Genomic DNA, 26,018 nt, shown 5'->3' with positions numbered 1-26,018 from the left:
TGCTGAAGGAGTCCGAAGCGGGGGTAGAGCCCGGCGAACTGTGCCGGCGGCACGGGATCACGCGTGGCAGCCTGTACCGCTGGAAGGCGAAGTACGGCGGCATGGAGGTGAGCGAGGCGCGGAGGCTGCGTGCACTGGAGGAAGAGAACCGGCAGTTGAAGCACATCGTGGCGGAGCAGGCGGTGGACATCCGGGCGTTGAAGGCGGTGGTCGCAAAAAAGTGGTGAGCCCGGAGACGCGGCGAGAGGCGGTGCTGGTGATGCAGGTGGAAGTGGAGCTGAGCCAGCGACGTGCCTGCGGGCTGATGGAACTGTATCGGGCGACGTGCCGGTACCAATCGCGACGGGCGACCGATGGGCGGCTGCGAATGCGGCTGCGCGAACTGGCCGAGGAGCGGCGGCGGTTCGGCTACCGGCGGTTGCAGATCCTGCTGGAGCGGGAAGGCTGGCAGGCGAACCACAAGCGGGTGTACCGGCTGTACGTGGAGGAGAAGCTGGGGTTGCGTCGCAAGCGTGGGCGGAAACGCTCTGGGGTGCGCCAACCGCTGCCTGAGCCGGTGAGAGCGAACCAAACCTGGTCAGTGGACTTCATGAGCGACGCGCTCAGCTCAGGCCGGAGGTTCCGCACCTTGAACATCGTGGATGACTACACCCGTGAGTGCCTGGCGATTGAGGTGGACACCTCACTGGGCGGGCGGCGCGTGGTGCGCGTGCTGGAGCAACTGAAGCAACGGCGCGGACTGCCGCGGCAGATACGCTCCGACAACGGACCTGAGTTCGTGAGCCGAGCCGTGGACCAGTGGGCTTATGAGCAGGGCCTCCACTGGCATACGATCCAACCAGGACGCCCGATGGAGAACGGCTACGTGGAGAGTTTCAACGGGCGCTTCCGGGATGAGTGCCTGAACGAGAACTGGTTCATCGACCTGGCCCACGCCAGGGAGAAGATCGCGGCGTGGAAGCAGGACTACAACGAAAGGCGGCCACACAGCAGCTTGCAGTACCGTACACCGGTGGAGTTCGCAGCGCTGTCAGCAGCGAGCTTCTCAAGAGATGGAGTGGGGCAAGAGGCCTCAAACGCCGGCCCCTTGCCCCACACCCCCATCCCCGCTACGCAGCAAGGAGCGTGGGGCGAACAAAAACCGGAGAAAGTCTCATTATCCTTGGACTAAAGATGGGGGGCAGGTCATCCCCAGAGCGGTTATATGTTCCGATCGTGATGCTCCCATCACTGTTGCTTAAAAAGATGTTACCGTTGCGAATGGTGCCAGTGGTGACGCCTCTCTGGTCGCTCAGAAACACATTTCCATTCTTGATGGTACCGAATGTAATTTCACCCTTGCTGGTGTTCAAGAAAACGTTGCCGTCTTTGATGGTCCCGAATGCCACATTGCCGCTGCTGTCGTGAAAATATACGTTCCCGTTGCTGATAGTCCCGATTGTTTGATTACCGTTGCTGTCGTTGATGAATACGGTTGTGGTTTGGGCAACTGACGAACCTACCAACAAGAGCAACACCACAGCTATTTTGGCCATCATAAGGCTTTGTTCCTCTGAGAGAGAGTTCGAGTCGGGAATTGTCAGTTACGGCGGATCCTCCGCCGGCGAAGCAATCTCAAGCGCGTCACGGGAAAGTCCTCCAGTTCATCCTCGCAGAAGATAGCCCACTCTGCTTTGCTGAACTTCACGAGATCTGACCCACTCTTCGGGAAGGCATCGAATAGATGGCCTGCGTAAAGCGTGCCCTTTTGTAAGGGACGGTGGGCGTCCCGATAGAGGGCTCCATCCTGTCCCAAATCGGTTGTTACGTCAAAGAGCTGACCAGTTGCTTTAACCTTCGCTGTGAAAGACATTAAATCCTCCTGAGTGGCTCGACCGGCCTAGTTAGGCGGCTCGATCGGTCGCTGCCTTGTTCAACGAACCCTGGAGGTGGTACAACTCTACCCAACCGAAGTAGATTCATTCGGAGGGCTTTCTTCCCAGTTTCTGTGCCACGGCCCTTACCCGCCGAAATATCTCACCAGCAACTTTGAGACGGGCACATTAATGTTAATCGCCGGCCATCACCAGACCAACGTTACGAGGGTAATAAAAGAGCCTCATAAAACAAATTACCAAATTACCCGATTACCCATTTACGAAATTAAAAAGCCACCCGCGTCCGGATGGCTCTTGACCACTGAACACTAACCACTGGCCACTATCTCGCGACCGTCTCCTTCTCCCGCTCCACCCCGGCTGTTTGCGCGCTCTCCAGCGTGCCAATCCGCATGCTGTAGAACGAGCGGTAAACGAAGGTGAACGACACGGCGAAAAAGCAGAGCGCAATGATGTGGCTCCAGCCCGAGCCGACTTCGTTGGTCAGCTTCACTGCCAGCGACACTGCCAGCAGGCCAAACAGCGTGGTGAACTTGATGACCGGGTTCATGGCCACCGACGAGGTGTCCTTGAACGGGTCGCCCACGGTGTCGCCGACCACGGTGGCGGCGTGCAGGTCAGTGCCTTTTTGCTGCAGTTCGACCTCGACGATCTTCTTGGCGTTGTCCCAGGCGCCGCCTGCGTTGGCCATGAACATCGCCTGGTAGAGGCCGAAGATGGCGATCGCGATCAGGTAGCCAATGAAGTAGAACGGCTCGATGAAGGCGAAGGTCAGGGTCCCAAAGAAGACGGCGAGGAAGATGTTCCACATCCCCTTCTGCGCGTACTGGGTGCAGATTTCCACCACCTTCTTGCTGTCCTCGACTGACGCCTTCTCCACCCCTTCCAGCCGAATGTTCGCCTTGATGAACTCCACCGCGCGATACGCGCCCGTGCTCACCGCCTGGGTGGAGGCGCCGGTGAACCAGTAGATCATGGCGCCGCCGGTGACCATCCCCAGGAAGAACGGCGCGTGCAGCAGCGAGAGCTTGTCAACGTTGATGGTCAGGCCCTGGGTCAGCGCCATGATGATGGAGAAAATCATGGTGGTCGCCCCCACTACCGCGGTGCCAATCAGCACCGGCTTAGCCGTCGCCTTGAAAGTATTGCCGGCGCCGTCGTTGGCTTCCAGCAGGTATTTGGCGCGCTCGAAGTTGGCGGCGATGTTGTAGTCGCGCTTCAGTTCGCCCTCGATGCCGGGCAAGGTCTCGATCAGGGAGAGCTCGTAGATGGACTGCGCGTTGTCGGTGACCGGCCCGTAAGAATCTACGGCAATCGTCACCGGGCCCATGCCGAGGAAGCCGAACGCGACCAGGCCGAAGGCAAACACGGCCGGCGCCAGCATCAACGGCGTGTTGGTGGCGGGGAGCATGGCGCCAAGTCCCTGCAAGCTGACGTAGTAGGCGATGGACATGAGAATGATCATCGAGCCGCCCAGGTAGTAGCAGGAGAAATTGCCGGCCACAAAGCCGGAGAGGATGTCCAGCGACGCACCGCCTTCGCGCGCCGAGGTCACCACTTCTTTCACGTGGCGAGACTCGGTCGAGGTGAAGACTTTCACCAGCTCGGGAATCACCGCCCCGGCGAGTGTGCCGCAGGAAATGATGCTCGCCAGCTTCCACCACAGCGAGGTGTCGCCTCCCAGGTTGGGAATCATCAGGTAAGAAATAAGGTAGGTGAGTGCGATGGAGATGATGGAGGTCAGCCACACCAGCGTGGTCAGAGGCGTCTCGTAGTTCATCTCGTCGGCGCCCGCGTACTTCGCCTTGGCCCAGGCGCCGTTGATGAAGTAGGAACCGGCGCTCGACACCAGCATCATCACGCGCATGACAAAGATCCAGACCAGCAGTTGCACCTGGATGGTCGGGCTCTTCACCGCGAGGAGGATGAAGGTGATGAGCGCAACGCCGGTCACGCCGTAGGTTTCGAAACCGTCGGCGGAGGGGCCCACCGAGTCGCCGGCGTTGTCGCCGGTGCAGTCGGCGATCACGCCGGGGTTGCGGGCATCGTCTTCCTTGATCTTGAAGACGATCTTCATCAGGTCGCTGCCGATGTCGGCGATCTTAGTGAAGATGCCGCCAGCAATACGCAGCGCCGCCGCGCCCAGCGACTCGCCGATGGCGAACCCGATGAAGCACGGCCCGGCGTAGTCGCCGGGTATGAACAGAAGGATGATCAGCATGATCAGCAACTCCACGCTGATCAGCGCCATGCCGATGCTCATGCCCGACTTGGTCGGGATGGCGTAGCACGGGTACGGCTTGCCCTTCAGGCTGGCGAAGGCGACGCGCGAATTGGCGAAGCAGTTTACCCGGATGCCGAACCAGGCCACACCGTAGCTGCCCAGAATTCCCACCACGCTGAAGCCGAGGATGATTATCACCGTGCCGATGGAGTACTCGTCCTTCAGCAGGACTCCGAAGTAGAGCACGATGACCACCGCGATGAACGCCCACAAAATCGCCAGGAACTTGCCCTGCGTGACCAGATAAGTCTTGCAGGTTTCGTAAATTAGTTCCGACATTTCGCGCATGGCGCGGTGCACCGGCAGGTTCTTGAGCTGCATGTATTGGACGAGGGCGAACAGCAGCCCAAAAATGCAAAACAGGATGCCGATCAGCAGCAGGCTGTGGCCATCAATTCCGTTGAGAAAGGGAACTTTGGAAAGGTCGGGCAGCTTGAGGCTGGCTTCACCGCTCATTTGCTGTGAGGCGGGCGCGGCTTGCTGAGCCAAACTAGCGGTTGAGAACAGCGTGAGCAGAGCGAATACGACCGTGACCACCATCACCGGGCGACGCATGCGCCCAGACAGGGCTCGGCCAAACGGGAGCCAGGTACGCATATAAAGTCCTCCACCAACATTAATCAAATGAATAGGACGACGAATCGGGCCGCATCCTTCAGGCAGCAGCTTGTCTCCGTCCAGGCCGGCGGCGAACCGAGAACATCATTCATTTCTGCCTGATACCACCCCGGATGCGCGCTTCCACGTCAAGGCGGGAGCGATGCGTTTGGCCGCGCTCTCGGCCCCATCTCGCCTGATGCCGACCGGGATGGGACCGCGGGGATTGCCTGCACTCCACCAGTTTCAGCAGAGTACAAGAAGCGAATGTATAACACGGGCGCAAGGCCGGGTCAATGGAGCGAGGTCAAAAGAAACCGCCGCGAGCCCTGCCTGGCGCGGTGCGACGCTTGGTGCGTCACCCTTGACGCGCATGGCAAGCAGCCCCCGCTGCGCTTTGACCGCGCCCGCAGAATTGCGATATAAACATAGAGACAATTCGTTTTGCCCCACTCCTCAGTAGCTCAATGGCAGAGCATCCGGCTGTTAACCGGAGGGTTGTAGGTTCGAGTCCTACCTGAGGAGCCATTTTTTCCTATCTAGAGCTTGGCTGCGCTTCGATTCCGCTCCACTTCGCAACTGTCCGTGAACTGTCCGCATTCTCATGTCGGTGCTCTCTTACTGGGTCCTGGCCGACGGCTGCAGCACCGCAACCCGGTGTTGTTGCTGCTCGGCGCCAACCCGCAAGTAATCCTGCGTGCGCTCCACGGCGTCGCGTTTCTGGTCCTCCGCAACAATGAGCCATCGCGGTCGCCTGGTCTGGGACTTCGCGCGCGAGCAGCGAGGGCGCATCGGGTTGGAGCTCTTGCCCGCCTATGCTCCAGAACTGAATCCGGTCGAGTATCTGTGGTCGCACTGGAAGCAGTACGAGCTACCGAACTTCTGCCCCAAGAGTATCGGAGAACTGAGTCACTATGCCCGGAAGGCACTGCGGCGGATGCGCCGACGGCCTACTCTGGTGATGGCCTCCTGGGAACGGGCGGAGCTCTTTCCACTGTACCTATATTATTCAATACTCAATAGAAGCCGACGTCGGGGAGGTTGTTCTGAGCCTTTTCCAGTTCTTGCGACTGCGTGATGGCGAGACGCCTGGCCCACCCACGGTTCATCACCTGAGATGCGCGAAAAGGTTTGCCTGGTCGGCAGGTTCAACAACATAATCCTGTCCGCGCTGTTTTGAATGCGTCCAGATCGCCGAACCGCTAGTTGACTTTGCCCTTGGCGCGGGCGATGCGCTCGTCGATCGGCTTGCGGCCGGCGAAGCCCTCTTCCGTGCCGTGCCAGTACGTGATGCGCTCCTCACCGAGCTTCCAGCACAGCAGGATGGTCTCGCCGTCGACTTGGCAGGGGAAGTCGAGCAGGCCCATGTCCATGTCTTTCACCTGCGCGCCGGTGGCTTCGATTTCGGCGAGACAATCCTTGATGGTTTGCAGGGCCTTGTCGCAGGCGGCGCGGCGGCGGGCGAGTTTGACGACGTCAATCTCCGAGCCACCGGCAAGGAAGATGCGATGGTTGATCTTCTGGAACTCCCCCTCAATCTCCTCCACCTGCTTCTTGGCTTCCATGCCACGGCGCAAGAGCGATTCCAGCACCGGCAGCAGGGTGTGCGCTTCGTCGAGACTGAACGTTCGGTTGGCCACCGCTGAATAGATTACCACCAAGGGCAAGTGCCAGCGGCCACGCCTGCCGACGTGTTCGTTCGCTGTCGGTCGGGCAAGCTACCTCAGCTTGTCGAGTGTGGCCCGTAGTCGGTTCTTTTTACATCTCGCGCAGGGCCACGGCGACGCGGGCGCGGGCGGCGCGAACCGCCGGAGGCACCCCGCCGACTATGCCCATCAATAGCGCAAAGATCACGCCCCCAGCCAGCAGTGCGGGCGTGACGCGAAACGCGAAGGCCAGGTGGGAGAAGGTCTGCCAGTTCATCGTGCCGGTAGTGAGACCGTTGAGCGGCAGGATGGCGAGGCAGCCCAGCACCCCGCCGACGAACGCAATACACAGGCCTTCGAATACGAAGGATGAAACTACGCTCGCCGCGCCGAATCCCAGGGCACGCATAGTGGCGATTTCCCGGTTACGCTCCGCCACCGCCGAGTACATGGTATTGAGGGCGCCGAACACGGCGCCGATGCCCATGACCAGGCCGACCATCGTTCCCAGCACGAGGATCAGTTGGGTGAGGGCGCGCGACTGCTTGTCGTAGTATTCGATCTCGCGATCCACTTGCACGGTGAGGCGCGGGTCGGAGGTGAGCGCGTCCTTGAAACCGGTGAGCGCGTCGGGCGAGGTAAGGCGCACGGTCACCGAAGAAAAGACGTTGGCAGGACGCTTGTACACGTCCTTCACGACCTGGGCGTCGCCCCAGACTTCGGAATCGAAGGCGCTGCCGCCGGCGTCGAAAACGCCCACCACCGTCCACGTCCCGCCGCCAAACTTGACGCTGTTGCCAAGCTCGAACCCGGAATAGGTTCGGGCGACGTATCGTCCCACGACCAATTCGTTCAATCCGGGCTGGAACATCCGTCCGGAGACGATTCTGACGTTGTCGCGCACGTTCAACACCTTGGGAGAGACGCCGCGCACCTGAACGTTGGCATCGGTCCCGGTCGCCTTCAAAGGAAACGCGGCGATGACCACGGTTTCCGGGCTGACCAGCGGCCCCGACGCTCCACGCTCCACTCCCGGCGCCTCTTCGATGATCTTGACGTGATCCACCGAGACTGCGCTCTCCATTTCGGAGGTTGCGCCGGCGCGACGCACGATGGCGTTACGCGGCGAGCCGGAAGAGACCAGCGTTGCCTTGAATCCCTTGGCCAGCGACAGCATGGCGACGAAGACGCCCACGGTGCCGGCGATGCCGAGCACGGCAACCACGGTTGAGATCCAACGCACGCGCAAACTGCGCAGGTTGTAGGTCAGGGGAATTGCCATCGTTCACACCCTCCGCAAGGCGTCGACAACCCTGAGTCGCATGGCCGAGACGGCGGGCAGAATTCCGCCCACGGCGCCCACCGCCAGCGCGAGGACAATTCCCGCCACCATCGCGCTCGCGGGAAGATAGAAAAACGGCAGGAGGCCGCGGGTGGGATCGCCGCCCAGAGTGAAGAGTTTGGCCAGCAGAATTCCCAGGCCACCTCCCACGATCGCCAGCAGCAGGGCCTCGCCCAGGACCAAACTAAGGACGAAATTGTCCGAGTAGCCGACCGCCTTCAAAATGGCCAGTTCGCGCACGCGGTCGCGGACCGCTATCGCCATGGTGTTTCCGGTCACAAGCAGGAGAGTGAAGAAGACCACGCCTCCAATGCTGAGCAGCAGGAACTGAATATTTCCCGCCTGCTTTACGAACGATGCGGCGAAGGCTTTTTCGGTGTCGGTCTTGGTCTCCCACGGCGAGTTGGCGAAGCTTGCGTCAATGGCCTTGGCGATGCGCACGGCATGGTCGGGATTATCAATGCGCACCGTGTACCAGCCGACCAGTCCATGCCAGTACTGGTTCTGGCGCTCCTCCAGCAGCTTGTAGTGAAACCAGAATTGCGTGGTGTCATCGGCCTGGCGGGTGCCGTGGTAGATGGCGCGGATATTGAACTCCCAGGTGCCGGGAAAGATGGTGCCCTTGAGGGGAACGCGGTCGCCGATCTTCCAGTGGAAGCGTTTCATCAGGTCCTCGCCGACGACGGCGCCTTCGCGGTCGGCGACGAAAGCCTTCCACTCCTCCGCGGGCAGGGCGAATTCAGGGAACATTTCGCGGTAGGTTTCGGTGTCGATGGCAAACTGCGGGAAAAAGTTGCGCTCGTCCTGGTAAACGCCGCCAAACCAGTTGGCGTGCGTCACCTGCTTAACGCCGGGAATCTGCAGCAAGCGCTCTTTGTAGGCGATCGGCAGCGGCTGGATGAGCGAAACCTTGTTGATGATGACCAGACGGTCGGCGCCCGCCACTTCCAAGCCCTGATTAAAAGCGCCGCGCACCACCGTCAGCAGTCCGAACAGGAAGAGCGCGACGGCGAAAGAGCCGACGGTCAGCGTGGTGCGGATCTTCTTGCGCGACAGGTTGGAGAACAGCAGGTGGCGATACTTCATCAGGATGCCTCCACCTTCCTGGCCTCCTCGAGGACGCCCTTGTTGAGATGAAGAACCACGCTGGCGCGCTCGGCGGCGACCGGATCGTGGGTCACCAGCAGCACCGTTTTTCGATGCTCGCGCACCAGGCGGCCGAGCAGGTCCATGATCTCGTCAGCGCTCTTGCGGTCCAGATCGCCGGTGGGCTCATCGCAGAGTAGGAACGTGGGATCGGCGACGATGGCGCGCGCAATGCCGACACGCTGTTCCTGCCCGCCGGACAGTTGCCGGGGAAAGTGGTGCATGCGGTCGGCAAGCCCGACGACCTGCAGCGCGGTTTCGATGTGCTGGCGGCGCTCCGCCTTGGAGAGCTTGGTCAGCAGCAACGGTAATTCGACGTTTTGAAACGCGGTCAGCACCGGGATCAGGTTGTACATCTGGAAAATGAAGCCCACATGCCGCGCGCGCCACGCCGTCAGCTTGCCGGCCGACATGTGGGTGATCTCGTCCCCGGCAACGGTGATGCTGCCGGCGGAGGGCAGGTCGAGGCCACCCAGCAGGTTCAGCAGCGTCGTCTTGCCCGAGCCGCTCGGCCCCATGAAGGCGACAAAGTCGCCAGCGTCCACGTCCAGGTTCAGGCCCTGCAGGACATGAATCTCCTCGCTGCCACGCTGATACTTTTTGTCCAGCCCGCGCACCCGGACCAGACTAGTCCCATCACCGCGACCGTCAACCCTGACCATAGAAGCTCCTGAAATGCTAAGTGATCGGTGGTCAGCGGTCAGTCTTTGGCTTTTTGCTGACCACTGACTACTGGCCACTGACCACTTACTTTCTGATCCCCACCTTGCTGCCGTCGTGCAGTCCCTCGGCCCCGCCGACCACGACCTGGTCGCCATCGGAAACGCCGGCCAACACGATTTGATCCTCACCCTGCGCGCCGCCCACGCGAATGGCGCGCCGCTCCACTCGGCCATCCTTATATAGAAAGACCGCCGCCTGACCGCCTTCGTCGCGCACCGCGCTCTTTGGGATCAGCACTTGTGCGGCCGCGGATTGCGGCTGCGCGGGCGCATCGCTCAGAAACGCAACTTTCACTCCCATATCCGGCAGAATGCGCGGATCGAGCTTATCAAAAGAGATGCGCACCTTCACCGTCGCTTTCTGCCGGTCGGCGGTGGGAATCACCGTGCGCACTTTGCACGGAATCTTCCAGTCAGGATAAGCGTCGAGCGTGGCGGTGACCGGCTGGCCGGAATTGACGCGGGCGATGTAGGATTCGTTCACGTCCACTTCGATCTCCAGCGAGTTCATGTCCACAACGGTGGCAATGCCGGTGCGCGTGAAGCCGCCGCCGGCCGAGATCGGCGACACCATTTCTCCGACCTGTGCGTCCTTGGAAACGACAATGCCATCGAAGGGCGAGCGCACGGTGCAGTTATCGAGGTCCTGCCGGGCAACGCGGATGCGAGCGTCGGCAGCCAGGGTCTGCTCCTTCGCCAGCGCAATACGCGCCCGATAGCTGTCGGCCGTGGTCCGAGCCAGGTCGAGGGCTTGCTGGCTGGTAACGCCGCCGGTCTTCAGGCTCTCGGTGCGGCGCAACTCGCGCTCCGCATTGGCTAGATTCACTTCCAGGTCGGCGAGCGCGGCCGAGGTCGCATCACGATCGGCGATGGCGGAATTCAGGCGTACGCGAGCATCGGAATCGTCCAGCAGGGCCAACACCTGCCCCTGCTGCACGCGCATGCCTTCCTCGGCGTTCATGCGCGTGACCCGGGCGGTGATCTTGGCGGCGACAGTGGCGCGGCGCCGGGGTGTTACGTAACCGCTCGCATTTAGAAGCGCGACCCGACTGTCACCGCCCGCGGCCGTGCGAGCCACCGCCACTTCGACCATGGGCGTCTTGCGCTGCAGAGCCAACACCAGCGCGAGCACCAACAGACCTGCGCCCAAGGCGGCCGCAAACCAGCGCAGCCATTTGCGCCCGCCGGCGCTGGAGCGGGCCCGTTCGTCAATCCTCAAAGGGGTCAGGTCCGGCAGAGTGGATCCTGGGCGCGGGGCCATGCAGCACGCCTCCTCCTGCGGTGCCTCTGAAACCATGAAGAATGACACGTCGCCTTCGACTCTTGCAACCGGCAGCCACATCTGCCAATCGCAAGCAGGGGGGAGAGCTCATCAGACGTTGTCACAGACGGCTCGCACCCAATTTGCTAGACTCGACCGCCATGAAGGGAAGAGTGGTCGAAAAGGTGGCGCATGCGCTGGATCGTGCCGCCGAGGTGATCGGACGCGAGAATCCCGAGCGATTGCCGCAACATCTGCTGACCGGCCGGCGCGGAGAGGACGATGCTTATTTTTATCTGCGGCGGCTGGGGTACGTAATGGTGGCGCGCAACTGGCGGTCGCCGCGGCATCGGGGCGAACTCGACTTGGTGGGGTGGGATGGGGACGTGCTCTGCTTCATTGAGGTGAAGACCCGAACCACGCGCGACGTCAAGCCCGCCGAGGCCGCCGTGGACGAGGAAAAACGTCGCGATCTTGGCGCCGTCGCGCGCGATTATCGGCGCCGCGTTGCCGGCAATCCTGCCCTGCGGTTTGACGTTGTCAGTGTGTACTACGCCACCAAGGTAACCTCTCCGGATATTACGCTCTTCAAAAATGCCTTCCCGATGCCGTAGAATGGAGCATCATACGCTAGGGGAGAATTCTCTTTGCCAGAACTAAGAAAAGATCCCATTGTGGGCCGCTGGGTCATTATTTCCACCGACCGGGCCAAGCGCCCAACTGATTTTGCCCGCGAGCAGAACAAGCTGAAGGGCGGTTTTTGCCCGTTCTGCTACGGCAACGAGAGCAAGACGCCGCCCGAGATCCTGGCTTACCGCCCCAACCCGAACGGCGGAGCGCCGGCGGCGAAGGATTCGCCCGGGTGGACGGTGCGCGTGGTGCCCAACAAGTTCCCGGCGCTGGGCATCGAGGGCAACCTCAACCGCCGTGCGGAAGGGATGTTCGACCGCATGAACGGCATCGGCGCGCACGAGGTCATCATCGAGACCCCGGACCACGCCGCCAGCCTGGCGACGATGAAGGAACGCCGGGTGGAAGACAGCCTGTGGGCCTTCCGCGACCGCATCCTTGACCTGAAGCAGGATAAGCGCTTCAAGTACATCCTGATCTTTAAGAACCATGGCGAGGCGGCAGGCGCGTCGCTGGAGCATCCGCACTCGCAGTTGATTGCGCTGCCCATTCTTCCCAAGCAGGTAGTCGAGGAGTTGGAGGGCGCCAAGCAGTACTACATCTACAAGGAACGGTGCGTCTTCTGCGATGTCATTCGCCAGGAACTGGACAACGGAATCCGCATCGTCGGCGAGAACGAGCAGTTCGTCACCATGGCGCCCTACGCGCCGCGCTTTCCGTTCGAGACCTGGATCCTGCCCAAGCGGCACGAGTCGGCGTTCGAGAATTCCTCGTCGGCGATGTTCGAGGACCTGGCGAAGGCGCTCAAGAACCTGCTGGCCAAGGCCCACAACGTGCTCGACAACCCGGCCTACAACCTGGTGGTCCATACCTCGCCGGTGCAGGACCCGTTCAACGAGCACTATCACTGGCACATTGAGTTCATGCCCAAGCTGACCAAGACGGCAGGATTCGAGTGGGGCACTGGTTTCTACATCAATCCCACGCCGCCGGAGGAAGCGGCCAAGTTCCTGCGCGAGGCCAGCGTGGAGACGCAGCCGCCAGTCCCGGCGCCCGCAGCCCCCACGGTTGCGACCAAGTAACCGCAGAACCTGAAAACAGAAGTTGAAAACGCCGGCAGACCAGGGCTGCGGGCGTTTTTTCTTGGTTTGAACCGAGGACGGACGAACTTGAAGCTGCGTCCATTCGAGATTAGCAGCGTGGTGGTACACTCCACCGTCAATGCTCGAAGCAAAAACTCTGCGCAAGACCTACGGCAAGGTGGTCGCGCTCGACGGCGTCAGCCTGCGTGCGAATGAAGGCGAGGCTGTCGGCCAGCTCGGGCCCAATGGCGCGGGGAAAACCACCACTGTCTCCATCATCGCCGGCCTGCTGCGTCCGGATTCCGGCGAAGTGCTCATTGCAGGCAGTCCGTTGCGCGGCGACACCGATCCCATCAAGCGCAAGATCGGCCTCGTTCCCCAGGACATGGCTCTCTTCGACGAGCTTTCCGCTCTCGACAACCTCTCCCTGTTTGCCGCACTCTATCGAATTGACCGCGCAACCGCTAAACGCGCCATCGCCGACGCGCTCGATCTGGTCGGCCTCGCCACTCGCGGCCGGGACAAGGTCGAGACTTTCAGTGGCGGCATGAAGCGGCGCCTGAATCTTGCCGGCGCGCTTCTCCACGACCCGCAGATCCTGCTCCTCGACGAGCCCACTGTGGGGGTAGATCCGCAGAGCCGCAACGCTATCTTCGACAACCTCGAGACCCTGAAGCAACGCGGTAAAACCCTTATCTACACCACCCATTACATGGAGGAAGCCGAGCGACTCTGCGACCGCATCGTCATCATCGACCATGGCAAAGTCATCGCCGACGATACCCTCGTCGGCCTGCACCGCATGTTGCCGGTCACCAACGTCCTCGCCATCGAACTCGAAACGCCCGATGGATTGCGTTTGGAGCAACCGCGGACCCTGCCGGACGTTCAGTCGGCGGAGATTCGCGAAGGTGTCTTGCGAATTGGCGTACGCAATCTCGCGACCGACACTCCTGGAATTTTGAAGTGGCTGGCCGAACATGGTCATCCCTACCAGCACCTGGGCAGCGAAAGGCCCAACCTGGAATCGGTCTTTCTGACTCTTACCGGAAGGAGCCTGCGCGACTCATGAACACTGCCTTCTGGGCCCTGGTGCGAAAAGATCTTCGGCTGTTTTTCTCCGATCGGCGCGCGGTTGTCGTCGGCTTGCTGGTGCCGATCATCTGCGGTTCCTTCTTCGGCTACCTGTTTGGCGGACGAAAGGGCGACACGGAAGTCAGCCGCATGCCGGTGCTCGTCATCGACCAGGACCAGAGCGACGTTTCCGCTGCCATCGTCGCCCGCCTGACCGCCGACAAGAACCTCGGGGTGAAGCCATCCACCTTGGAAGCCGCGCAGGTGGCCGTGCGCAAGGGCAAGGCCATGGTGGCGATTGTGATTCCCAAGGGCTTTGGCATCGACGCCGGACGCGCCCTCTTCTACAGCGGCGCCACCAAGCCGGAGCTTCGCGTACTCTACGACCCGTCGCATGCCATGGAATCCGGAATGGTCCAGGGGATTCTGAGCGGCGCCGTCATGCAGTCGGTTAGCAAGGAGATGTTTGCCGGCAAGAGCGGGCGCCAGATGGTCAGCCAGTCGCTGGCGGAAATCGAATCCGCCAAAGATATGCCCGCCACGGACAAGAAAGTATTGCGCGACCTGCTGGGCAGCGTTCATGCCTTGAATGAGCAGCAGGACCGCGAGCAATCGGCCGGACAACCGCAGTCGTCGGTGGGCTTCGCCATGCCCTACGAAACCCGCGTCGAAGCCGTTACCTCCGACTCCGGCATTCAGTACAACGGCTACGCCCATTCCTTTGGTGGAATGGGAATTCAGTTCATCCTGTTTATGGGACTCGACGTCGGCATCCGCCTTTTGCTGTTGCGCAAGAGCGGCCTCTGGCAGCGGCTGCGCGCGGCCCCACTATCACGCGGCGTCCTGCTGGGCAGCCGAGCGGTCAGTGCCGCCATGATCGCGGCATTTATCAATGCTCGTCCTGTTCGCCTTCGCGCGGGTGGTGTTTGGAGTTCACATTCAAGGCAGTCTGCTTGGATTTCTGGGTATCTGCGCTGCCTTCTCGCTGATGACCGCCGCCTTCGGATTGATGGTTGCAGCGCTCGGCAAGACCGTCGAAGCCACTCGCGGCATCTCCATCATGGCGACCCTGATCATGGTCATGCTAGGTGGCGCGTGGGTTCCGGCGTTCATTTTTCCGCAATGGCTGCAGAAGGCCACCCTGGTTGTGCCCACGCGCTGGGCCATGGACGGTCTCGACGCCATGACCTGGCGTGGCCTGGATCTCTCCGCCGCTCTGCCGCCCATCGCCGTGCAGCTTGTGTTTACGGCGGCGTTCGGGATCGTCGCCGTGACGCGCTTCCGCTGGGAGGCGGAAGGCTAGGCGTGATTCAGGCGGCGTGCCGGTCTTCGTACTCCTCGTTCCAAGCCATCTGGACGGCTTCCAACTTGCCCTCGGTGGACTTCTTGGGATCGTCCACGAAGCTGGGCAGTTCAGCGATCATGCGGTGCAGGTCGGTAAAGCGCACCTCGAGAGGATTAATGTCGGGATACGTGTTGGCCAACATCAGGCCGATGTCTTCGGCGTCTTCCCAGTGCAGCTCTGTCGGCATAGCGCTCCTAGTCGGGTGATCAGATGATCGGTTGATCTGGTGACCTGCGACACCGGATTTTCGCCGATCACCGGATCGCCCGATCACCCGATGAAATCAGTGTTCTCCGCCTTCGGAAACGTAGTTTCGGTTCCATTCGGGCACGTGGACCACGATCTCGCCCGGCTTGGTGACCACGCACTGGCAGCCAAGGCGCGAGTTGAGTTGCAGGTCGGCAGCCATGTCGAGCCGGTCGGCCTCATCATCATCCATCTCGCTGAGCAGTTCGGCCCCCTTGATCACCTGCACGTGGCAGGTGGTGCAGGCGCAATTGCCCCCACAAGCGTGGTCGAGGAAGACGTGGTGGTTCAGCGCCACGTCGAGCAGCGATTCTGGTTTGCCGTGATCCTTGTACGGCATTTTGCCGAGTTCAAACTCGACCGTCTTGCCTTCGGGCAGGAAAGTCACCTTGACGGTGTTCGGGGAAAGTTCGGCAGTCGCCGTGCCTGTGTTCTGATCTTTTTCTTCGGCCATAAGTGACTCGCTCGCGCTTACGCGCTCGCTTTAAATGTGTCGCCCCTAAAGGGGCTCGGCTCATATCGTCTCATCCACTCGCTACGCCCGGCACTCATAACTGATGGCTGACAGCTATTTAATCTCCGCCGGCGCGATCGGGTGCGGCGCTTCCGGCCCTTCGCCGACGTTTACCTGTTCCATGGTTTTACCCTTTAGCGCCGACCCTACCGCCGAATCCATCATCAGCTCCGCCAGTCGCATGGTGCCCTGGTTCAGCGCGTCGATTGCGGAGCGGACGGCATGGTGGTCGTCCTGGTCCATGACCGTGCGCAAGGCTTTTTCCTGCTTGGCGATCTGCTTGCGCTCATCCGAGGTGAGCTGCTGCCACGCCGGGCTTAGCTTGCCCTTCTCCAGAGCGGTCAGGATGGTGTTGGCCTCGTTGCGCGCCTCGATTACCTGCCGCTGGCGGAAGTCCTCTTCCGCGTAATCGAACGACTCTAGGATCATGTTCTCAACTTGCTCGTCAGTGAGGCCGTAACTAGGCTGCACGGAGATTTCCGCTTCCTTGCCGCTGCGCTGCTCGCGCGCCGAGACATGCAGGATGCCATTGGCATCAATCAAAAAGCGCACCTCAATGCGCGGCAGTCCCGCGGGCATGGGCGGAATGCCTTTCAGATCGAAGCGGGCCAGCGAGCGGTGGTCCTTGGCCAGTTCGCGCTCGCCCTGCAACACGTGGATCGCGACGTTGGTCTGGCCGTCCACGCCGGTGGTGAAATGCTCGGTGGCTGACGCGGGAATCGTCGAGTTGCGATGAATGATCTTGGCCACAACGCCGCCCAGCGCCTCGATGCCCAGCGACAGCGGCGTGACGTCGAGCAGCAGCATGTCCTTGGTGGCTTCCGAGCCGCCGCCCAGGATGTTGGCTTGCACCGCGGCGCCGAGCGCGACCACCTCATCCGGGTTCAGCTCCGAATGCGGTTCGCGCTTGAACAAGTCGCGAACAGTCTGGCGCACGCGCGGAATTCGCGTCGAGCCGCCCACCAGCGCGACCTCGTTGATCTGTTCCGGGGTTAGCCCGGCATCCTTCATCGCCTGCTTCACCGGGCCGACGGTGCGCTGCAGGATGGGCTCAATCAATCCCTCGAACTGCTGGCGTGTGATCTCACGCTGGTACCTCTTGCGCCCGGGCAGGTCAACCTCGATGATCGTCTCTTGATATGACGAGAGGGCGATCTTGGCGTCAATCACCGCCTTGCGAATGGCCTGTACGACCTCGGCTGTGCGGCGGTAGTCCAGGCCCATGTCGCCGCGAATATCGTCGAGGGCAATGGTGATCAGCAGGTTGTCAACGTCGTCGCCACCAAGGTGGGTGTCGCCATTGGTGGCGATGACCTCAAAAATTCCCTCGTGCAGCCGGAGAATCGAAATGTCGAAGGTGCCGCCGCCCAGGTCATACACCGCGGCCACGCCGGCACGCTGCTTGTCCAGGCCGTAGGCCAGCGCGGCCGCCGTGGGCTCGTTCACCAGGCGCAGGACTTCCAGTCCCGCGATGCGGCCTGCATCCTTGGTCGCCTGTCGCTGCGCGTCGTTGAAATAAGCCGGGACGGTTATGACCGCCTTTTTCACCGGCGCGCCGAAGTAGCGCTCTGCATTGCGCTTGAGCTGGCGCAGAATGAAGGCGGAAATTTCCGGCGGCGTGTAATCCTTATCCGCCAGCTTGATGCGCAGCACTTCGCCGGGCTGCAGGTCTTCGGCGAGGCGGAACGGAAACAGCTTTAGTTCCTCCTGGATGTCTTCCACGCCGCGGCCCATGAGGCGCTTGATGGAATAAACCGCGCGCTCCGGGGTTTCGATCAGGTACTTGCGCGCGGGATTGCCGACAACGATCTGGCCCTTCGTGTCCAGCGCCACCAGCGAGGGGACGAGGTTTGACCCGTCCTCGCCGGGAATGACCTGGGGTTTGCCGTCCGTCCCCATGAAGGCCACCAGCGAGTTCGTGGTTCCGAGATCGATTCCGACTACGCGTTCTTCAGCCATTTGTAATGGTAATTTGTAATTGGTAATTTGCCGGTTCCGGGCGGCGCAGCGGACCTTCCGCGAAAATTGCAAATTACAAGTTACAAATTGCAAATCCTTCAATCTTCCAGAACTTCATTCACGTCCCGCACCAGATTGCGGATATAGCTTCGCCGGTTCAGCAGGCCGACCATCTTGTCCCGCACCGGCTTGCGCAGCGACTCGTCCGCATCCTCCGGCAGCGCGTCCCACTCGTTCCAAGAGCCGCGCAACTCGTCCATGAGTGCGTCGTGCTTGGACCGTAAGTCGTTGCGCGTGCCTTCCACCTCGCGCAGGAGCTCGGCATCGCGCTCACCCATCTTCTTGTTCGTGCGCGCTTCTTCGAGCTGCAGGTTGAGCTCGAAGACTTCTTCCAGCAGCTCCGGCGGGATTACCTGCTTCTTCTCCTCGCCCGTCTGGCGCGCCTTGTCAGTGGCGGCCTTGGACTGTTCCTCCATGTGCACGCCTTCGAGTTTCAGCAGGTACTCGGTACGCGCGATCGGGTCGCGCAGGGTGCGGTAGGCATCGTTGAGCTGCGAGCTTTTCTCCAGGCTCCATTGCTGTTCCTGGCCTGCGGCGCGCGCGTATAGGTCGGGATGCAGCTTGCGGCTGAGCTTGTAGAACTCGTTCTCCAGCGCGGCCACATCAACATTCAACTTGCGCGGCAGCCCGAAAAAGGTGAAGTAGTCGGTGGGCAGCGCCGGTTGCAGCTTGCCGCAGGACTGGCAGAAGTGGGCCGCGCGCATGTCGCCGCACGACCAGCAGGCGTGCGTGACCGCGCCTTCATCGAACATCTGGAGCGCGGCTTCGGGTTTGTTGGTGGCGCTCATATTCCGGCTCTCAGCAATTAGCGACTAGCAGTTCGCCATCGGCGTCATGCCTCAGCTAGTTGCTAATCGCTAATGGCTAATGGCTGCTGCTAGCTGAACGACGTGCCGCAGCCGCAAGACTTGCTCGCGTTCGGATTGACGAACACGAAGCTTTGCTGCATCAGCGTCTCCTGGTAATCCAGGGTCATGCCGTGCAGGTAGATGAATGACTTGGGATCCACGAACACGCGCACCTCCCCGAACTGGAAGATGCGATCGCGCTCGCGCGGCTGGGTGTCAAAGCGGATGTTGTACGTCAGTCCGGAGCAGCCTCCGCCCTGTACGCCCAGGCGCAGCCCGCCCTGTTCCGACGAGATGCCTTCCTTCTGCATCGCCGCCTTGATCCTGACCAGCGCGCGCTCGGTCACCTGGATGCCGCGCGCCGGCACCGAAGCAGGCTTCTGTTCTGGCGTGGCCGGTTGCTGACCTGCGCCATTCGGCTGCACCGCTTCGGGCACCGCCTGCTCCGGTTTGTCCGTCATAGTGGCCATGACAATTGCCGATCGGGTGATCGGATGATCTGCCGATCCGGTGTTCGCGAACCTTGTGCCGAAAACCCGATCACCCAATCGCCAGGTTCCTAGTCTCCCGCCTTCGCCATCGGCGCGTGCGCCCCGCTCTGGGCGGCCACGCTGTTCTTCTTCTTCCAGTCGCCGATGGCGGCGCGGATGGCGTCCTCGGCCAGCACCGAGCAGTGGATCTTCACCGGGGGCAGGGAGAGCTCGCGCACGATGTCCGTGTTCTTGATCGACAGCGCCTCATCCACCGTCTTGCCCTTCACCCATTCGGTGGCCAGCGAGGAGGAGGCGATGGCCGAGCCGCAGCCGAATGTCTTGAACTTGGCGTCCTCGATGATCTGGGTGGCGGGGTTCACCTTGATCTGCAGCTTCATGACGTCGCCGCATTCCGGCGCGCCCACCAGACCTGTGCCCACCGCCGGACTGCTCTTGTCCATCGACCCCACGTTGCGCGGGTTGGTGTAGTGATCCAGTACCTTGTCACTGTATGCCATTTGTCAGTTTCTCCTAAACTCGAAATCCTGTTCGTCGCAACTGCGGAACTGCCCGGAACGGGCAATTGTTATCGTCGCCCTCAATTGCCCGATTACCCGATTCGGCAATTACCCGATCCAACTCATCCTTCCGCGGCCCAGCTCACGGTTTTCAGGTCGATGCCTTCCTTTGCCATCTCGTAGAGCGGCGAAAGCTCGCGCAGGCGCCGCACCACTTCGATCAGCCGCGCGGCCACGTAGTCCACCTCGGCCTCGGTGTTGAACCGGCCGATGCCGAAGCGGATGGAACTGTGCGCCAGGTCGTCGCCGGTGCCGAGGGCCTTCAATACATAGGATGGCTCCAGCGTCGCCGAGGTGCATGCCGAGCCGCTGGAAACCGCGATGTCGTTGATGCCCATCAGCAGCGATTCGCCTTCCACGTAAGCAAAACTGATGTTCAGGTTGTTGGGCAGGCGGTGCTCCATCGAACCGTTGACGTAGACTTCGTCCAGGCTGCCCATGATCTTGTCCTTGAGCCGGTTTCGCAGGCCGGCCAGGCGGCAGCTCTCCTGCGGCATCTCCTGGTGACAGATCGCGCACGCCTTGCCGAGTCCCACGATTCCGGGAACGTTGAGCGTGCCGCTGCGCATGCCGCGCTCGTGCCCGCCGCCGTCAATGATGGGCGACACCTGCACCCGCGGATTCTTGCGCCGGACATAGAGCGCGCCCACTCCCTTCGGCCCGTACATCTTGTGCGCCGAGATCGACATAAGATCAATGTTCATCTTCTGCACGTCAATCGGGATCTTGCCGACCGCCTGGGTGGCGTCCGAGTGGAACAGCACGCCACGCTCATGACAGAGCTTGCCGATCTCCGCGATTGGCTGCAGCACCCCGATCTCGTTGTTGGCCGCCATCAACGTCACCAGGATGGTTTTGTCGTCCATGGCGCGCTTCAGGTCGTCGAGGTCAATCAGGCCGTCCTTCATCACCGGCATGTAGGTCACGCGGAAGCCGTACTTCTCCAGGCGCTTGCCCGTATCCAGCACAGCCTTGTGCTCGGTAACTGCGGTGATGATGTGGTTGCCCTTTTCGCGGTACATCTCGGCCACGCCCTTGATGGCCAGGTTGTCGCTTTCAGTGGCGCCGGAGGTGAAAATGATTTCCTTCGTGTTGGCCCCTACCAGCTTGGCGATGCGCTCGCGCGCCTGCTCCACCGCCTCTTCCGCTACCCAGCCAAATACGTGGTTGCGGCTGGCCGCGTTGCCGAACTTATCGGTGAAGTAGGGCAGCATCTCTTCCAGGACGCGTGGATCCAGCGGCGTGGTGGCGTGATTGTCCATGTAGATGGGGAGCTTCACCCCGTTGGGCACGCTCGTCTCGGATATCGTCTTCTGCTCGCTCATCGGAATCTCCATTGTTTGCCGCTCTCGGCCTCGTCAACTCAAACTCACGAACTCCTCCGGCGCCACAGTCACCGTCTGCTCTCCCATGTCGCCGATGGTAATCTTGCTCAAAACCTCTTCAATGCTCTGGCTGACTCGGCGCAGCGGCTCACGCACCGTGCACCGGCTCGTCTGGCCGCATTCGCCGCGGGTGGTGACGCACGAGGTCAGAAACAGCGGGCCTTCGATGGCCCGGATGACTTCCAGCGCGGAAATCGTGCGCGCATCGCGCGCCAGCAGATATCCGCCGTTGGTCCCCTGCTGCGAGGTCAGCAGCCCGGCCTTGACCAGTTTCTGCAGGATCTTGGCCAGCAGTTCGGGCGGAATGCCGTGCGCTTCGGCGATGTCCTTGGCGCTGCAGGAGGCCATCCCGTTCTCGGCCAGGTATCGCATCGCGATCAGGCCATAGTCCGCTTTCTTGGTCAGCTTCAGCACGCGCCAGTTCCGCCCCTAAAATCTCCGACCAATTTAGTCGTACATGTATTTTAGATGCCCGAGCCTCTGGAAAGCAACACAAAACAGGGAACGGGGAAATGTTGGGGTGGAGCGTAAGTCCCAGCGTCTTCAATGGTTACATATTGGCGATAAATTCGGTCGGATTTTTTCGATGCAACCGCAAGTCGGCCACAACATGGACCCGGTCGCGGTGCTGGTTCCCGGCCACGCCTGTGTGGGCGTGCGCGAGTCACAACAGCGAGCAGGGCATTTATCCCATGCCGCTGGCCGCCAGTTCCGGCCCGACTTCCACCCGCGCCGCCGCTCCGCATTCCCCTGCCGCGGAATAGCTTGGATCCGCCAATCTCCAAGGAGATTGGCCATCCTGTCGCGCTTGCTTCCCATCCCACCCTTGGGCGCCGATTTTGGGACAAGGTATTTCCCGGAGCCGCAGTAGCTCTTGACAAGCTATCGGGCCGGTCTAAAATAGCGCACATTATTTCCGGGAATCTTACCGGATTTATGAACTACAACCAGCCGCTACCACCTGCCAAACCTTCCTTGCCGAGCATGGGCATGGACAAGCCGTGTGAACATCCGCGTGTGCGGATCGTGGCCCGCGAAGAGGACTCGGAATTCGTTGAATGCCTCGAGTGCGGCGACATCTTCGAATCGAGCGAATTCAAGGATATGGCAATCGAAGAACGATCCACCGGCACCGACGCCTAGAGGTCCCCTCCGCTACTGTCGCCTGGCACGACCAGAGTGGAAGTGTGCGTCCCCGGCAGCGGCCTTTCATTATTTCATTCTGACTTCTTCATTCTTCATTCCTTCGCCGCTGCCGATTGCCAGCCGCAATTATTTGCTTGACTCATGCAAGTAATTAGCCGTAGCCTACCCTTCATGAGCAACACCATTGACATCGACGCCTGGTGGAACCAGTTGGAGCGGCTGGAACGCGTGCTCCTGTGCGTCGGACCCGACGAGGTCTGCTGCGAAGGTCTGACCCCGCGCCAGACTTCGATCCTGCGCACCTTGATCGCGCAGGAGGGCGCGCGCTTGTCGGACTTGGCCGCCGCTTCGCGCATCACGCCGAGCGCCATGACCCGCGTCATCGACAAACTGGAGAGCCAGGGAATGGTGCGGCGGGTTCGCGGTGCGCAGGACGATGGCCGCGCGGCCCAGGTAGAGCTCACCCCTGCCGGCCGCAAGGCGCGCCGCCGCATCGACCAGTTGATGCGCGATCGCGCCCGCGCCGTCGCCGAGTCGTTCCCTGAAAACCGCCGCGCCGAAGTGTTGCGGCTATTGCAGGAGTTTAGTAACGCGTTGGAATCGAGCGGGTGTTGCGGTCTGCGCCCGACCGGCCTGACGCAACTGAAAGGACAGTTGCCATGAAAATCCAGGAAGCAGTGAAGGAACACTACGGCGCCGTCGCCCGCGGCGAGCAGTCCGGATGCGGATGCGCCACCACCTCCGAACTCGCGCAAACCATCGGCTACAGCGCCGAAGACATCGCGTTGGCCGGGGAAGCCAATCTCGGCCTGGGCTGCGGCAATCCGCTCGCGCTGGCCGAAATTCGCGAGGGCATGACCGTGCTCGACCTCGGCTCCGGCGCCGGCTTCGACGCTTTTCTGGCTTGGCGGCGCGTCGGTCCGACCGGCCGCGTCATCGGCGTGGACATGACCGACGACATGCTTGCCCAGGCGCGCGCCAACGCCGAAAAACTCGGCGCCGCCAACGTCGAATTCCGCCAGGGCTTTATCGAAAAACTGCCCCTGCAAGACTCCTCGGTGGACTTGGTGATCAGCAACTGCGTCATCAACCTGAGCGTGGACAAGCCCGCGGTGTTCCGCGAAATCGCGCGCGTACTCAAGCCCGGCGGGCGCATCGCGGTCGGCGACCTGGTGCTGCTGCAGCAACTGCCGCCGCAGGTGGCCAAGAGCGTGGCTGCCTACGTCGGCTGCATCGCCGGCGCCAGCCTGATGACTGACTACGTGCTCATGGCCCTCGACGCCGGGTTGACCGATCTCTCGATCCCGCAGATCGCGCACGGCAAGCAACTGGCCGACGCGGTCGCGCCCAGCGCCTGCTGCGGTAGCGATCCCATCGCGAAAGCCGCCGCCAACGCCATCGCTTCCATCAAGCTGCACGGAAGAAAACCGTAAAACGAGTTTCGAGTTTCTGGTTTCTAGTTTCCAGGCACGGGCCACTGACCGCTAGCCACCGGCCACTGCCTCTAGAAACTAGAAACTGGAAACTCGAAACTGAGTTATGCTTCCGCAGGGGCCTTATGGCGGAGCGCAGAGCGGCGGAACGATGGCCGATTCGCTGCGAAATCCATTGCCAGGCTGGGGACCAGGTTTTTCAGGCGGAGTCCTTCGACGTGAGCGAAGACGGCGTCTCCTTCCTCACCGACGCTCATCTGCCGATCAACAGCGAGGCCGTCCTGCACTTCCGCATCCACCCCGATGACCCACTGATCGTGGTCCGCGTGCTGGTGCGCTGGCAAAGCGGCCGCCGTGTCGGCGTGCAATTCCTCGATCTGAAGCACGAGCACCGCGACAGCTTGCACAAGCACCACGCCAGGACCGCCGCCGGAAAAAATAGCCGGTAGTTCGAAAGCGGCAACTGATCGCTCGCAGACTGAGCCAGAGCTGTTCCCGATCTACCAACTACCAACTGCCAACTACTTCCTCTTCCACCTCACCCCATCTTTCGTGTCTTCCAGAATGATCCCCGCGCTGGCAAGCTGATTTCTGATCTCGTCCGCGCGCGTGAAGTTGCGCGCTTTCTTGGCCGCATTCCTCTGCGCGATCAGCGCGTTAATCTTTGCGTCGCTCAGTTCGACCGCCTTGGCGACCTCGACCGTTTCCTCGCTGGCTTCCTGGATGCGCCCCTCCTGCTTCGCCCATTCCAGCACCTGGCGCACCTTTTCGGCGTCGTGGTCCGCCATCACGGCAAAAATTTCGTCGAATGATGCCAGCGCTCCCAGCAGTGGCGCGACATTTTCCTGCTGCAACTGCCCGGCGTCGGCGGCCGAATTTGCCTCCCGCACCATGTCGAACATTGCCCCCAGGGCCTCGGCGGTGTTGAGGTCGTCGCCCAGTGCCGCGCGCATCTTCTCCACCGTTGCGGTTGCCAGTTCGGTGATTGCCGGATTGCTGCCCTTGGGGAACTGTGCCGTTTCCAGACGCAGCTTGAAATTCCGCAGGCGCTCCACCGCCTGCGCCGCCTGCTTCAAACCGTCGAAGGTGAAATTGAGCTGCTTGCGGTAGGGCACGGAGGTCAGCAGGAAGCGCAGCGACGACGGCTTGTGTCCTTTCAAAATCAGGTCGCGGAGCGTGTAAAAGTTGCCCAGCGACTTCGACATCTTCTCGCCCTCAACCAGCAGGAATCGCGCATGCATCCAGAAACGCGCAAACATTTTCCCGGTTAGCGACTCCGATTGCGCAATTTCGTTTTCGTGGTGCGGGAAGATCAGGTCCTCGCCGCCGAGGTGGATGTCGAAAGTATCGCCCAGGTACTTCATCGACATGGTCGAGCACTCGATGTGCCACCCCGGACGTCCCGGGCCGATCTCGGTCTCCCAGAACGCCTCGCCGGGTTTGGGCGCCTTCCACAGCGCGAAGTCGCGGGCGTTGTCCTTATCGTATTCGTCCACATCCACGCGCGCGCCCTCGATGATTCCGCCGAAATCTTTCTTGGACAGCTTGCCGTAGGTAGGGAAGGCCGCGATGCGGAAGTAGTACGAGCCGTCTTCGGTGCGGTAGGCGTGCCCGCCGTCCACCAATTGCTTGATGAACTGCGCCATCTCCTTGATGTGGTCGGTGGCGCGCACCAGGATCTCCGGCTTCTCGATATTCAGCAAGCTGGAGTCCTCCAGGAAGGCCTTCTCGTATTTCATGGTGTACTGCTGCACGCTGACGCCCTGCTGGGCGGCGTTGCGGATGATCTTGTCATCCACATCGGTGATGTTCATAGCGTGCTGGAGCTGGAAGCCGCTTTGCCGCAGGGAGCGCCGCAGCAGATCCACGAAGACGAAGGTACGGAAGTTGCCGATATGGCCGAAGTCGTAGACCGTGGGCCCGCAGGCGTACATGCGGACCAGGTTGTCTTCCAGGGGCTGGAAGTCGTCGACTCGTCCCGTAAGCGTATTGAAGAAGCGCGGCATAGCGACCCGGTCTTCCGGTTTCAGGCGTCCGGCGGCATGAGCCACGGCGGCTGACCATGAAGCGAGAAGGACTTTCGATTGTAGGGGCTACGTGAAAAACGGGTCAACCGCTGTCTCGACCTTTCGGTAAGTCGTTCGAGCGACACGAACCTCCGACTTGCGCCGTGCACCCGATCTAAGTCCCCCAGAGGTCGCTGGTGTTTACATCCTTCCCCATCAGCTTAACAGCCCGTGGCGTAAGTAGCTGAATTTCGACACGGCCAGCGGCGTACTCGGTTTCGTGAGCTCGCCAAGTATTTCGCGCGGGACAGCGAGATTCGGCTTCTATAAGGCCGATTCCAACCTTTCCGGCGTGAGAGTAGGA

Annotated in this window: 23 protein-coding genes, 1 tRNA gene and 3 pseudogenes; 11 read left to right on the top strand and 16 right to left on the bottom strand. The window is 61.4% G+C overall.

The window, feature by feature from the left end; genetic code table 11:
• Positions 1-1,027, top strand: a pseudogene (locus LAN64_17010) (IS3 family transposase).
• Positions 1,028-1,109: 82 nt separating this feature from the next.
• On the opposite strand, the gene LAN64_17005 reads toward LAN64_17010, so the two are convergent.
• Positions 1,110-1,538, bottom strand: coding sequence for a hypothetical protein (locus LAN64_17005; protein MBZ5569530.1), 429 nt, complete (start codon positions 1,536-1,538; stop codon positions 1,110-1,112).
• Positions 1,539-2,199: 661 nt separating this feature from the next.
• Positions 2,200-4,701, bottom strand: a complete 2,502-nt coding sequence (locus LAN64_17000; GenBank protein MBZ5569529.1) for a sodium-translocating pyrophosphatase — start codon at positions 4,699-4,701, stop codon at positions 2,200-2,202.
• Between the two features lie 510 nt (positions 4,702-5,211).
• Between LAN64_17000 and LAN64_16995 the strand changes: the two genes are divergently transcribed.
• Together LAN64_16995 and LAN64_16990 are read left to right on the top strand one after the other, a co-directional pair.
• Positions 5,212-5,286 (top strand) — tRNA-Asn (locus tag LAN64_16995).
• 256 nt (positions 5,287-5,542) lie between these two features.
• Positions 5,543-5,653 (top strand): annotated as a pseudogene (locus tag LAN64_16990) (transposase).
• 307 nt (positions 5,654-5,960) lie between these two features.
• Here LAN64_16990 and LAN64_16985 read toward each other — a convergent pair.
• The 5 genes from LAN64_16985 to LAN64_16965 form a co-directional block, all read right to left on the bottom strand.
• Positions 5,961-6,398, bottom strand: a complete 438-nt coding sequence (locus tag LAN64_16985; protein MBZ5569528.1) for a DUF2203 domain-containing protein — start codon at positions 6,396-6,398, stop codon at positions 5,961-5,963.
• 118 nt (positions 6,399-6,516) lie between these two features.
• Positions 6,517-7,686, bottom strand: a complete 1,170-nt coding sequence (locus LAN64_16980) for an ABC transporter permease (GenBank protein ID MBZ5569527.1) — start codon at positions 7,684-7,686, stop codon at positions 6,517-6,519.
• A 3-nt stretch (positions 7,687-7,689) separates the two neighbouring features.
• Complete coding sequence (locus LAN64_16975) at positions 7,690-8,832, bottom strand: FtsX-like permease family protein (GenBank protein ID MBZ5569526.1); 1,143 nt, start codon at positions 8,830-8,832, stop codon at positions 7,690-7,692.
• The gene (locus LAN64_16970; GenBank protein MBZ5569525.1) at positions 8,832-9,554 is read right to left on the bottom strand and encodes an ABC transporter ATP-binding protein; all 723 of its coding nucleotides are present in this window, start codon (positions 9,552-9,554) and stop codon (positions 8,832-8,834) included. Before LAN64_16970 ends, LAN64_16975 begins: the two co-directional genes overlap by 1 nt.
• Positions 9,555-9,639: 85 nt before the next feature.
• Positions 9,640-10,875, bottom strand: a complete 1,236-nt coding sequence (locus tag LAN64_16965; protein MBZ5569524.1) for an efflux RND transporter periplasmic adaptor subunit — start codon at positions 10,873-10,875, stop codon at positions 9,640-9,642.
• Positions 10,876-11,036: 161 nt separating this feature from the next.
• On the opposite strand from LAN64_16965, the gene LAN64_16960 reads away from it, so the two are divergent.
• The 4 genes and pseudogenes from LAN64_16960 to LAN64_16945 all read left to right on the top strand — a co-directional run bounded on the left by LAN64_16960 (position 11,037) and on the right by LAN64_16945 (position 14,964).
• The gene (locus tag LAN64_16960; protein MBZ5569523.1) at positions 11,037-11,489 is read left to right on the top strand and encodes a YraN family protein; all 453 of its coding nucleotides are present in this window, start codon (positions 11,037-11,039) and stop codon (positions 11,487-11,489) included.
• Positions 11,490-11,522: 33 nt separating this feature from the next.
• Positions 11,523-12,587, top strand: a complete 1,065-nt coding sequence (gene galT, locus LAN64_16955; GenBank protein MBZ5569522.1) for a galactose-1-phosphate uridylyltransferase — start codon at positions 11,523-11,525, stop codon at positions 12,585-12,587.
• A gap of 139 nt (positions 12,588-12,726) precedes the next feature.
• Positions 12,727-13,659 carry an ABC transporter ATP-binding protein gene (locus LAN64_16950; protein MBZ5569521.1) on the top strand — a complete coding sequence of 311 codons (933 nt, stop codon included), beginning with the start codon at positions 12,727-12,729 and terminating at the stop codon, positions 13,657-13,659.
• Positions 13,656-14,964, top strand: a pseudogene (locus tag LAN64_16945) (ABC transporter permease). The gene LAN64_16950 and the pseudogene LAN64_16945 overlap by 4 nt, the downstream one beginning before the upstream one ends.
• 7 nt (positions 14,965-14,971) lie before the next feature.
• On the opposite strand, the gene iscX reads toward LAN64_16945, so the two are convergent.
• The 8 genes from iscX to LAN64_16905 all read right to left on the bottom strand — a co-directional run bounded on the left by iscX (position 14,972) and on the right by LAN64_16905 (position 21,483).
• Positions 14,972-15,193, bottom strand: a complete 222-nt coding sequence (gene iscX / locus LAN64_16940) for a Fe-S cluster assembly protein IscX (GenBank protein ID MBZ5569520.1) — start codon at positions 15,191-15,193, stop codon at positions 14,972-14,974.
• 96 nt (positions 15,194-15,289) lie between these two features.
• Positions 15,290-15,706 carry a 2Fe-2S iron-sulfur cluster binding domain-containing protein gene (locus LAN64_16935; protein ID MBZ5569519.1) on the bottom strand — a complete coding sequence of 139 codons (417 nt, stop codon included), beginning with the start codon at positions 15,704-15,706 and terminating at the stop codon, positions 15,290-15,292.
• Between the two features lie 114 nt (positions 15,707-15,820).
• Positions 15,821-17,725: a Fe-S protein assembly chaperone HscA gene (hscA, locus tag LAN64_16930; protein MBZ5569518.1), complete on the bottom strand. Its 1,905-nt coding sequence runs from the start codon at positions 17,723-17,725 to the stop codon at positions 15,821-15,823.
• A 98-nt stretch (positions 17,726-17,823) separates the two neighbouring features.
• Positions 17,824-18,537 (bottom strand): Fe-S protein assembly co-chaperone HscB, encoded by a 714-nt coding sequence (hscB, locus tag LAN64_16925; protein ID MBZ5569517.1) that lies wholly within the window; start codon positions 18,535-18,537, stop codon positions 17,824-17,826.
• 125 nt (positions 18,538-18,662) lie between these two features.
• Positions 18,663-19,103: an iron-sulfur cluster assembly accessory protein gene (locus tag LAN64_16920; GenBank protein ID MBZ5569516.1), complete on the bottom strand. Its 441-nt coding sequence runs from the start codon at positions 19,101-19,103 to the stop codon at positions 18,663-18,665.
• An 89-nt stretch (positions 19,104-19,192) separates the two neighbouring features.
• Complete coding sequence (iscU, locus tag LAN64_16915) at positions 19,193-19,624, bottom strand: Fe-S cluster assembly scaffold IscU (GenBank protein MBZ5569515.1); 432 nt, start codon at positions 19,622-19,624, stop codon at positions 19,193-19,195.
• Positions 19,625-19,746: 122 nt separating this feature from the next.
• Positions 19,747-20,964 carry an IscS subfamily cysteine desulfurase gene (locus LAN64_16910; GenBank protein MBZ5569514.1) on the bottom strand — a complete coding sequence of 406 codons (1,218 nt, stop codon included), beginning with the start codon at positions 20,962-20,964 and terminating at the stop codon, positions 19,747-19,749.
• Between the two features lie 78 nt (positions 20,965-21,042).
• The gene (locus LAN64_16905) at positions 21,043-21,483 is read right to left on the bottom strand and encodes an SUF system Fe-S cluster assembly regulator (GenBank protein MBZ5569513.1); all 441 of its coding nucleotides are present in this window, start codon (positions 21,481-21,483) and stop codon (positions 21,043-21,045) included.
• 522 nt (positions 21,484-22,005) lie between these two features.
• On the opposite strand from LAN64_16905, the gene LAN64_16900 reads away from it, so the two are divergent.
• The 4 genes from LAN64_16900 to LAN64_16885 all read left to right on the top strand — a co-directional run bounded on the left by LAN64_16900 (position 22,006) and on the right by LAN64_16885 (position 24,097).
• A complete protein-coding gene (locus LAN64_16900; protein MBZ5569512.1) occupies positions 22,006-22,212 on the top strand; it encodes a hypothetical protein in 207 nt (68 codons plus the stop codon).
• 174 nt (positions 22,213-22,386) lie between these two features.
• Positions 22,387-22,878: a MarR family transcriptional regulator gene (locus tag LAN64_16895; GenBank protein MBZ5569511.1), complete on the top strand. Its 492-nt coding sequence runs from the start codon at positions 22,387-22,389 to the stop codon at positions 22,876-22,878.
• Entirely contained in the window at positions 22,875-23,648 is a 774-nt protein-coding gene (arsM, locus tag LAN64_16890) for an arsenite methyltransferase (GenBank protein ID MBZ5569510.1), read from the top strand. Before LAN64_16895 ends, arsM begins: the two co-directional genes overlap by 4 nt.
• Positions 23,649-23,773: 125 nt before the next feature.
• Positions 23,774-24,097, top strand: a complete 324-nt coding sequence (locus LAN64_16885; GenBank protein MBZ5569509.1) for a PilZ domain-containing protein — start codon at positions 23,774-23,776, stop codon at positions 24,095-24,097.
• Between the two features lie 72 nt (positions 24,098-24,169).
• Here LAN64_16885 and cysS read toward each other — a convergent pair whose 3' ends face one another.
• Positions 24,170-25,654 carry a cysteine--tRNA ligase gene (gene cysS / locus LAN64_16880; GenBank protein ID MBZ5569508.1) on the bottom strand — a complete coding sequence of 495 codons (1,485 nt, stop codon included), beginning with the start codon at positions 25,652-25,654 and terminating at the stop codon, positions 24,170-24,172.
• Positions 25,655-26,018 lie beyond the last annotated feature (364 nt).

Source organism: Terriglobia bacterium (assembly GCA_020073185.1).
Taxonomy (GTDB): Bacteria; Acidobacteriota; Terriglobia; order Terriglobales; family Acidobacteriaceae; genus JAIQGF01.
The sequence above is the reverse complement of the archived record's forward strand: the minus strand, read 5'-3'. Positions and strand labels throughout refer to the sequence as shown.

What these genes read in the sequence shown, in the direction of transcription:
- iscU (MBZ5569515.1), bottom strand. Translation starts at nt 19,624, where the DNA reads ATGGCATACAGTGACAAGGTACTGGATCACTACACCAACCCGCGCAAC.
- LAN64_16950 (MBZ5569521.1), top strand. Translation starts at nt 12,727, where the DNA reads ATGCTCGAAGCAAAAACTCTGCGCAAGACCTACGGCAAGGTGGTCGCG.
- LAN64_16920 (MBZ5569516.1), bottom strand. Translation starts at nt 19,103, where the DNA reads ATGGCCACTATGACGGACAAACCGGAGCAGGCGGTGCCCGAAGCGGTG.
- arsM (MBZ5569510.1), top strand. Translation starts at nt 22,875, where the DNA reads ATGAAAATCCAGGAAGCAGTGAAGGAACACTACGGCGCCGTCGCCCGC.
- LAN64_16935 (MBZ5569519.1), bottom strand. Translation starts at nt 15,706, where the DNA reads ATGGCCGAAGAAAAAGATCAGAACACAGGCACGGCGACTGCCGAACTT.
- cysS (MBZ5569508.1), bottom strand. Translation starts at nt 25,654, where the DNA reads ATGCCGCGCTTCTTCAATACGCTTACGGGACGAGTCGACGACTTCCAG.
- iscX (MBZ5569520.1), bottom strand. Translation starts at nt 15,193, where the DNA reads ATGCCGACAGAGCTGCACTGGGAAGACGCCGAAGACATCGGCCTGATG.
- hscA (MBZ5569518.1), bottom strand. Translation starts at nt 17,725, where the DNA reads ATGGCTGAAGAACGCGTAGTCGGAATCGATCTCGGAACCACGAACTCG.
- LAN64_16980 (MBZ5569527.1), bottom strand. Translation starts at nt 7,686, where the DNA reads ATGGCAATTCCCCTGACCTACAACCTGCGCAGTTTGCGCGTGCGTTGG.
- LAN64_16965 (MBZ5569524.1), bottom strand. Translation starts at nt 10,875, where the DNA reads ATGGCCCCGCGCCCAGGATCCACTCTGCCGGACCTGACCCCTTTGAGG.
- LAN64_16900 (MBZ5569512.1), top strand. Translation starts at nt 22,006, where the DNA reads ATGAACTACAACCAGCCGCTACCACCTGCCAAACCTTCCTTGCCGAGC.
- LAN64_16885 (MBZ5569509.1), top strand. Translation starts at nt 23,774, where the DNA reads ATGGCGGAGCGCAGAGCGGCGGAACGATGGCCGATTCGCTGCGAAATC.
- LAN64_17000 (MBZ5569529.1), bottom strand. Translation starts at nt 4,701, where the DNA reads ATGGTGGTCACGGTCGTATTCGCTCTGCTCACGCTGTTCTCAACCGCT.
- hscB (MBZ5569517.1), bottom strand. Translation starts at nt 18,537, where the DNA reads ATGTTCGATGAAGGCGCGGTCACGCACGCCTGCTGGTCGTGCGGCGAC.
- LAN64_17005 (MBZ5569530.1), bottom strand. Translation starts at nt 1,538, where the DNA reads ATGATGGCCAAAATAGCTGTGGTGTTGCTCTTGTTGGTAGGTTCGTCA.
- LAN64_16960 (MBZ5569523.1), top strand. Translation starts at nt 11,037, where the DNA reads ATGAAGGGAAGAGTGGTCGAAAAGGTGGCGCATGCGCTGGATCGTGCC.
- LAN64_16895 (MBZ5569511.1), top strand. Translation starts at nt 22,387, where the DNA reads ATGAGCAACACCATTGACATCGACGCCTGGTGGAACCAGTTGGAGCGG.
- LAN64_16975 (MBZ5569526.1), bottom strand. Translation starts at nt 8,832, where the DNA reads ATGAAGTATCGCCACCTGCTGTTCTCCAACCTGTCGCGCAAGAAGATC.
- LAN64_16970 (MBZ5569525.1), bottom strand. Translation starts at nt 9,554, where the DNA reads ATGGTCAGGGTTGACGGTCGCGGTGATGGGACTAGTCTGGTCCGGGTG.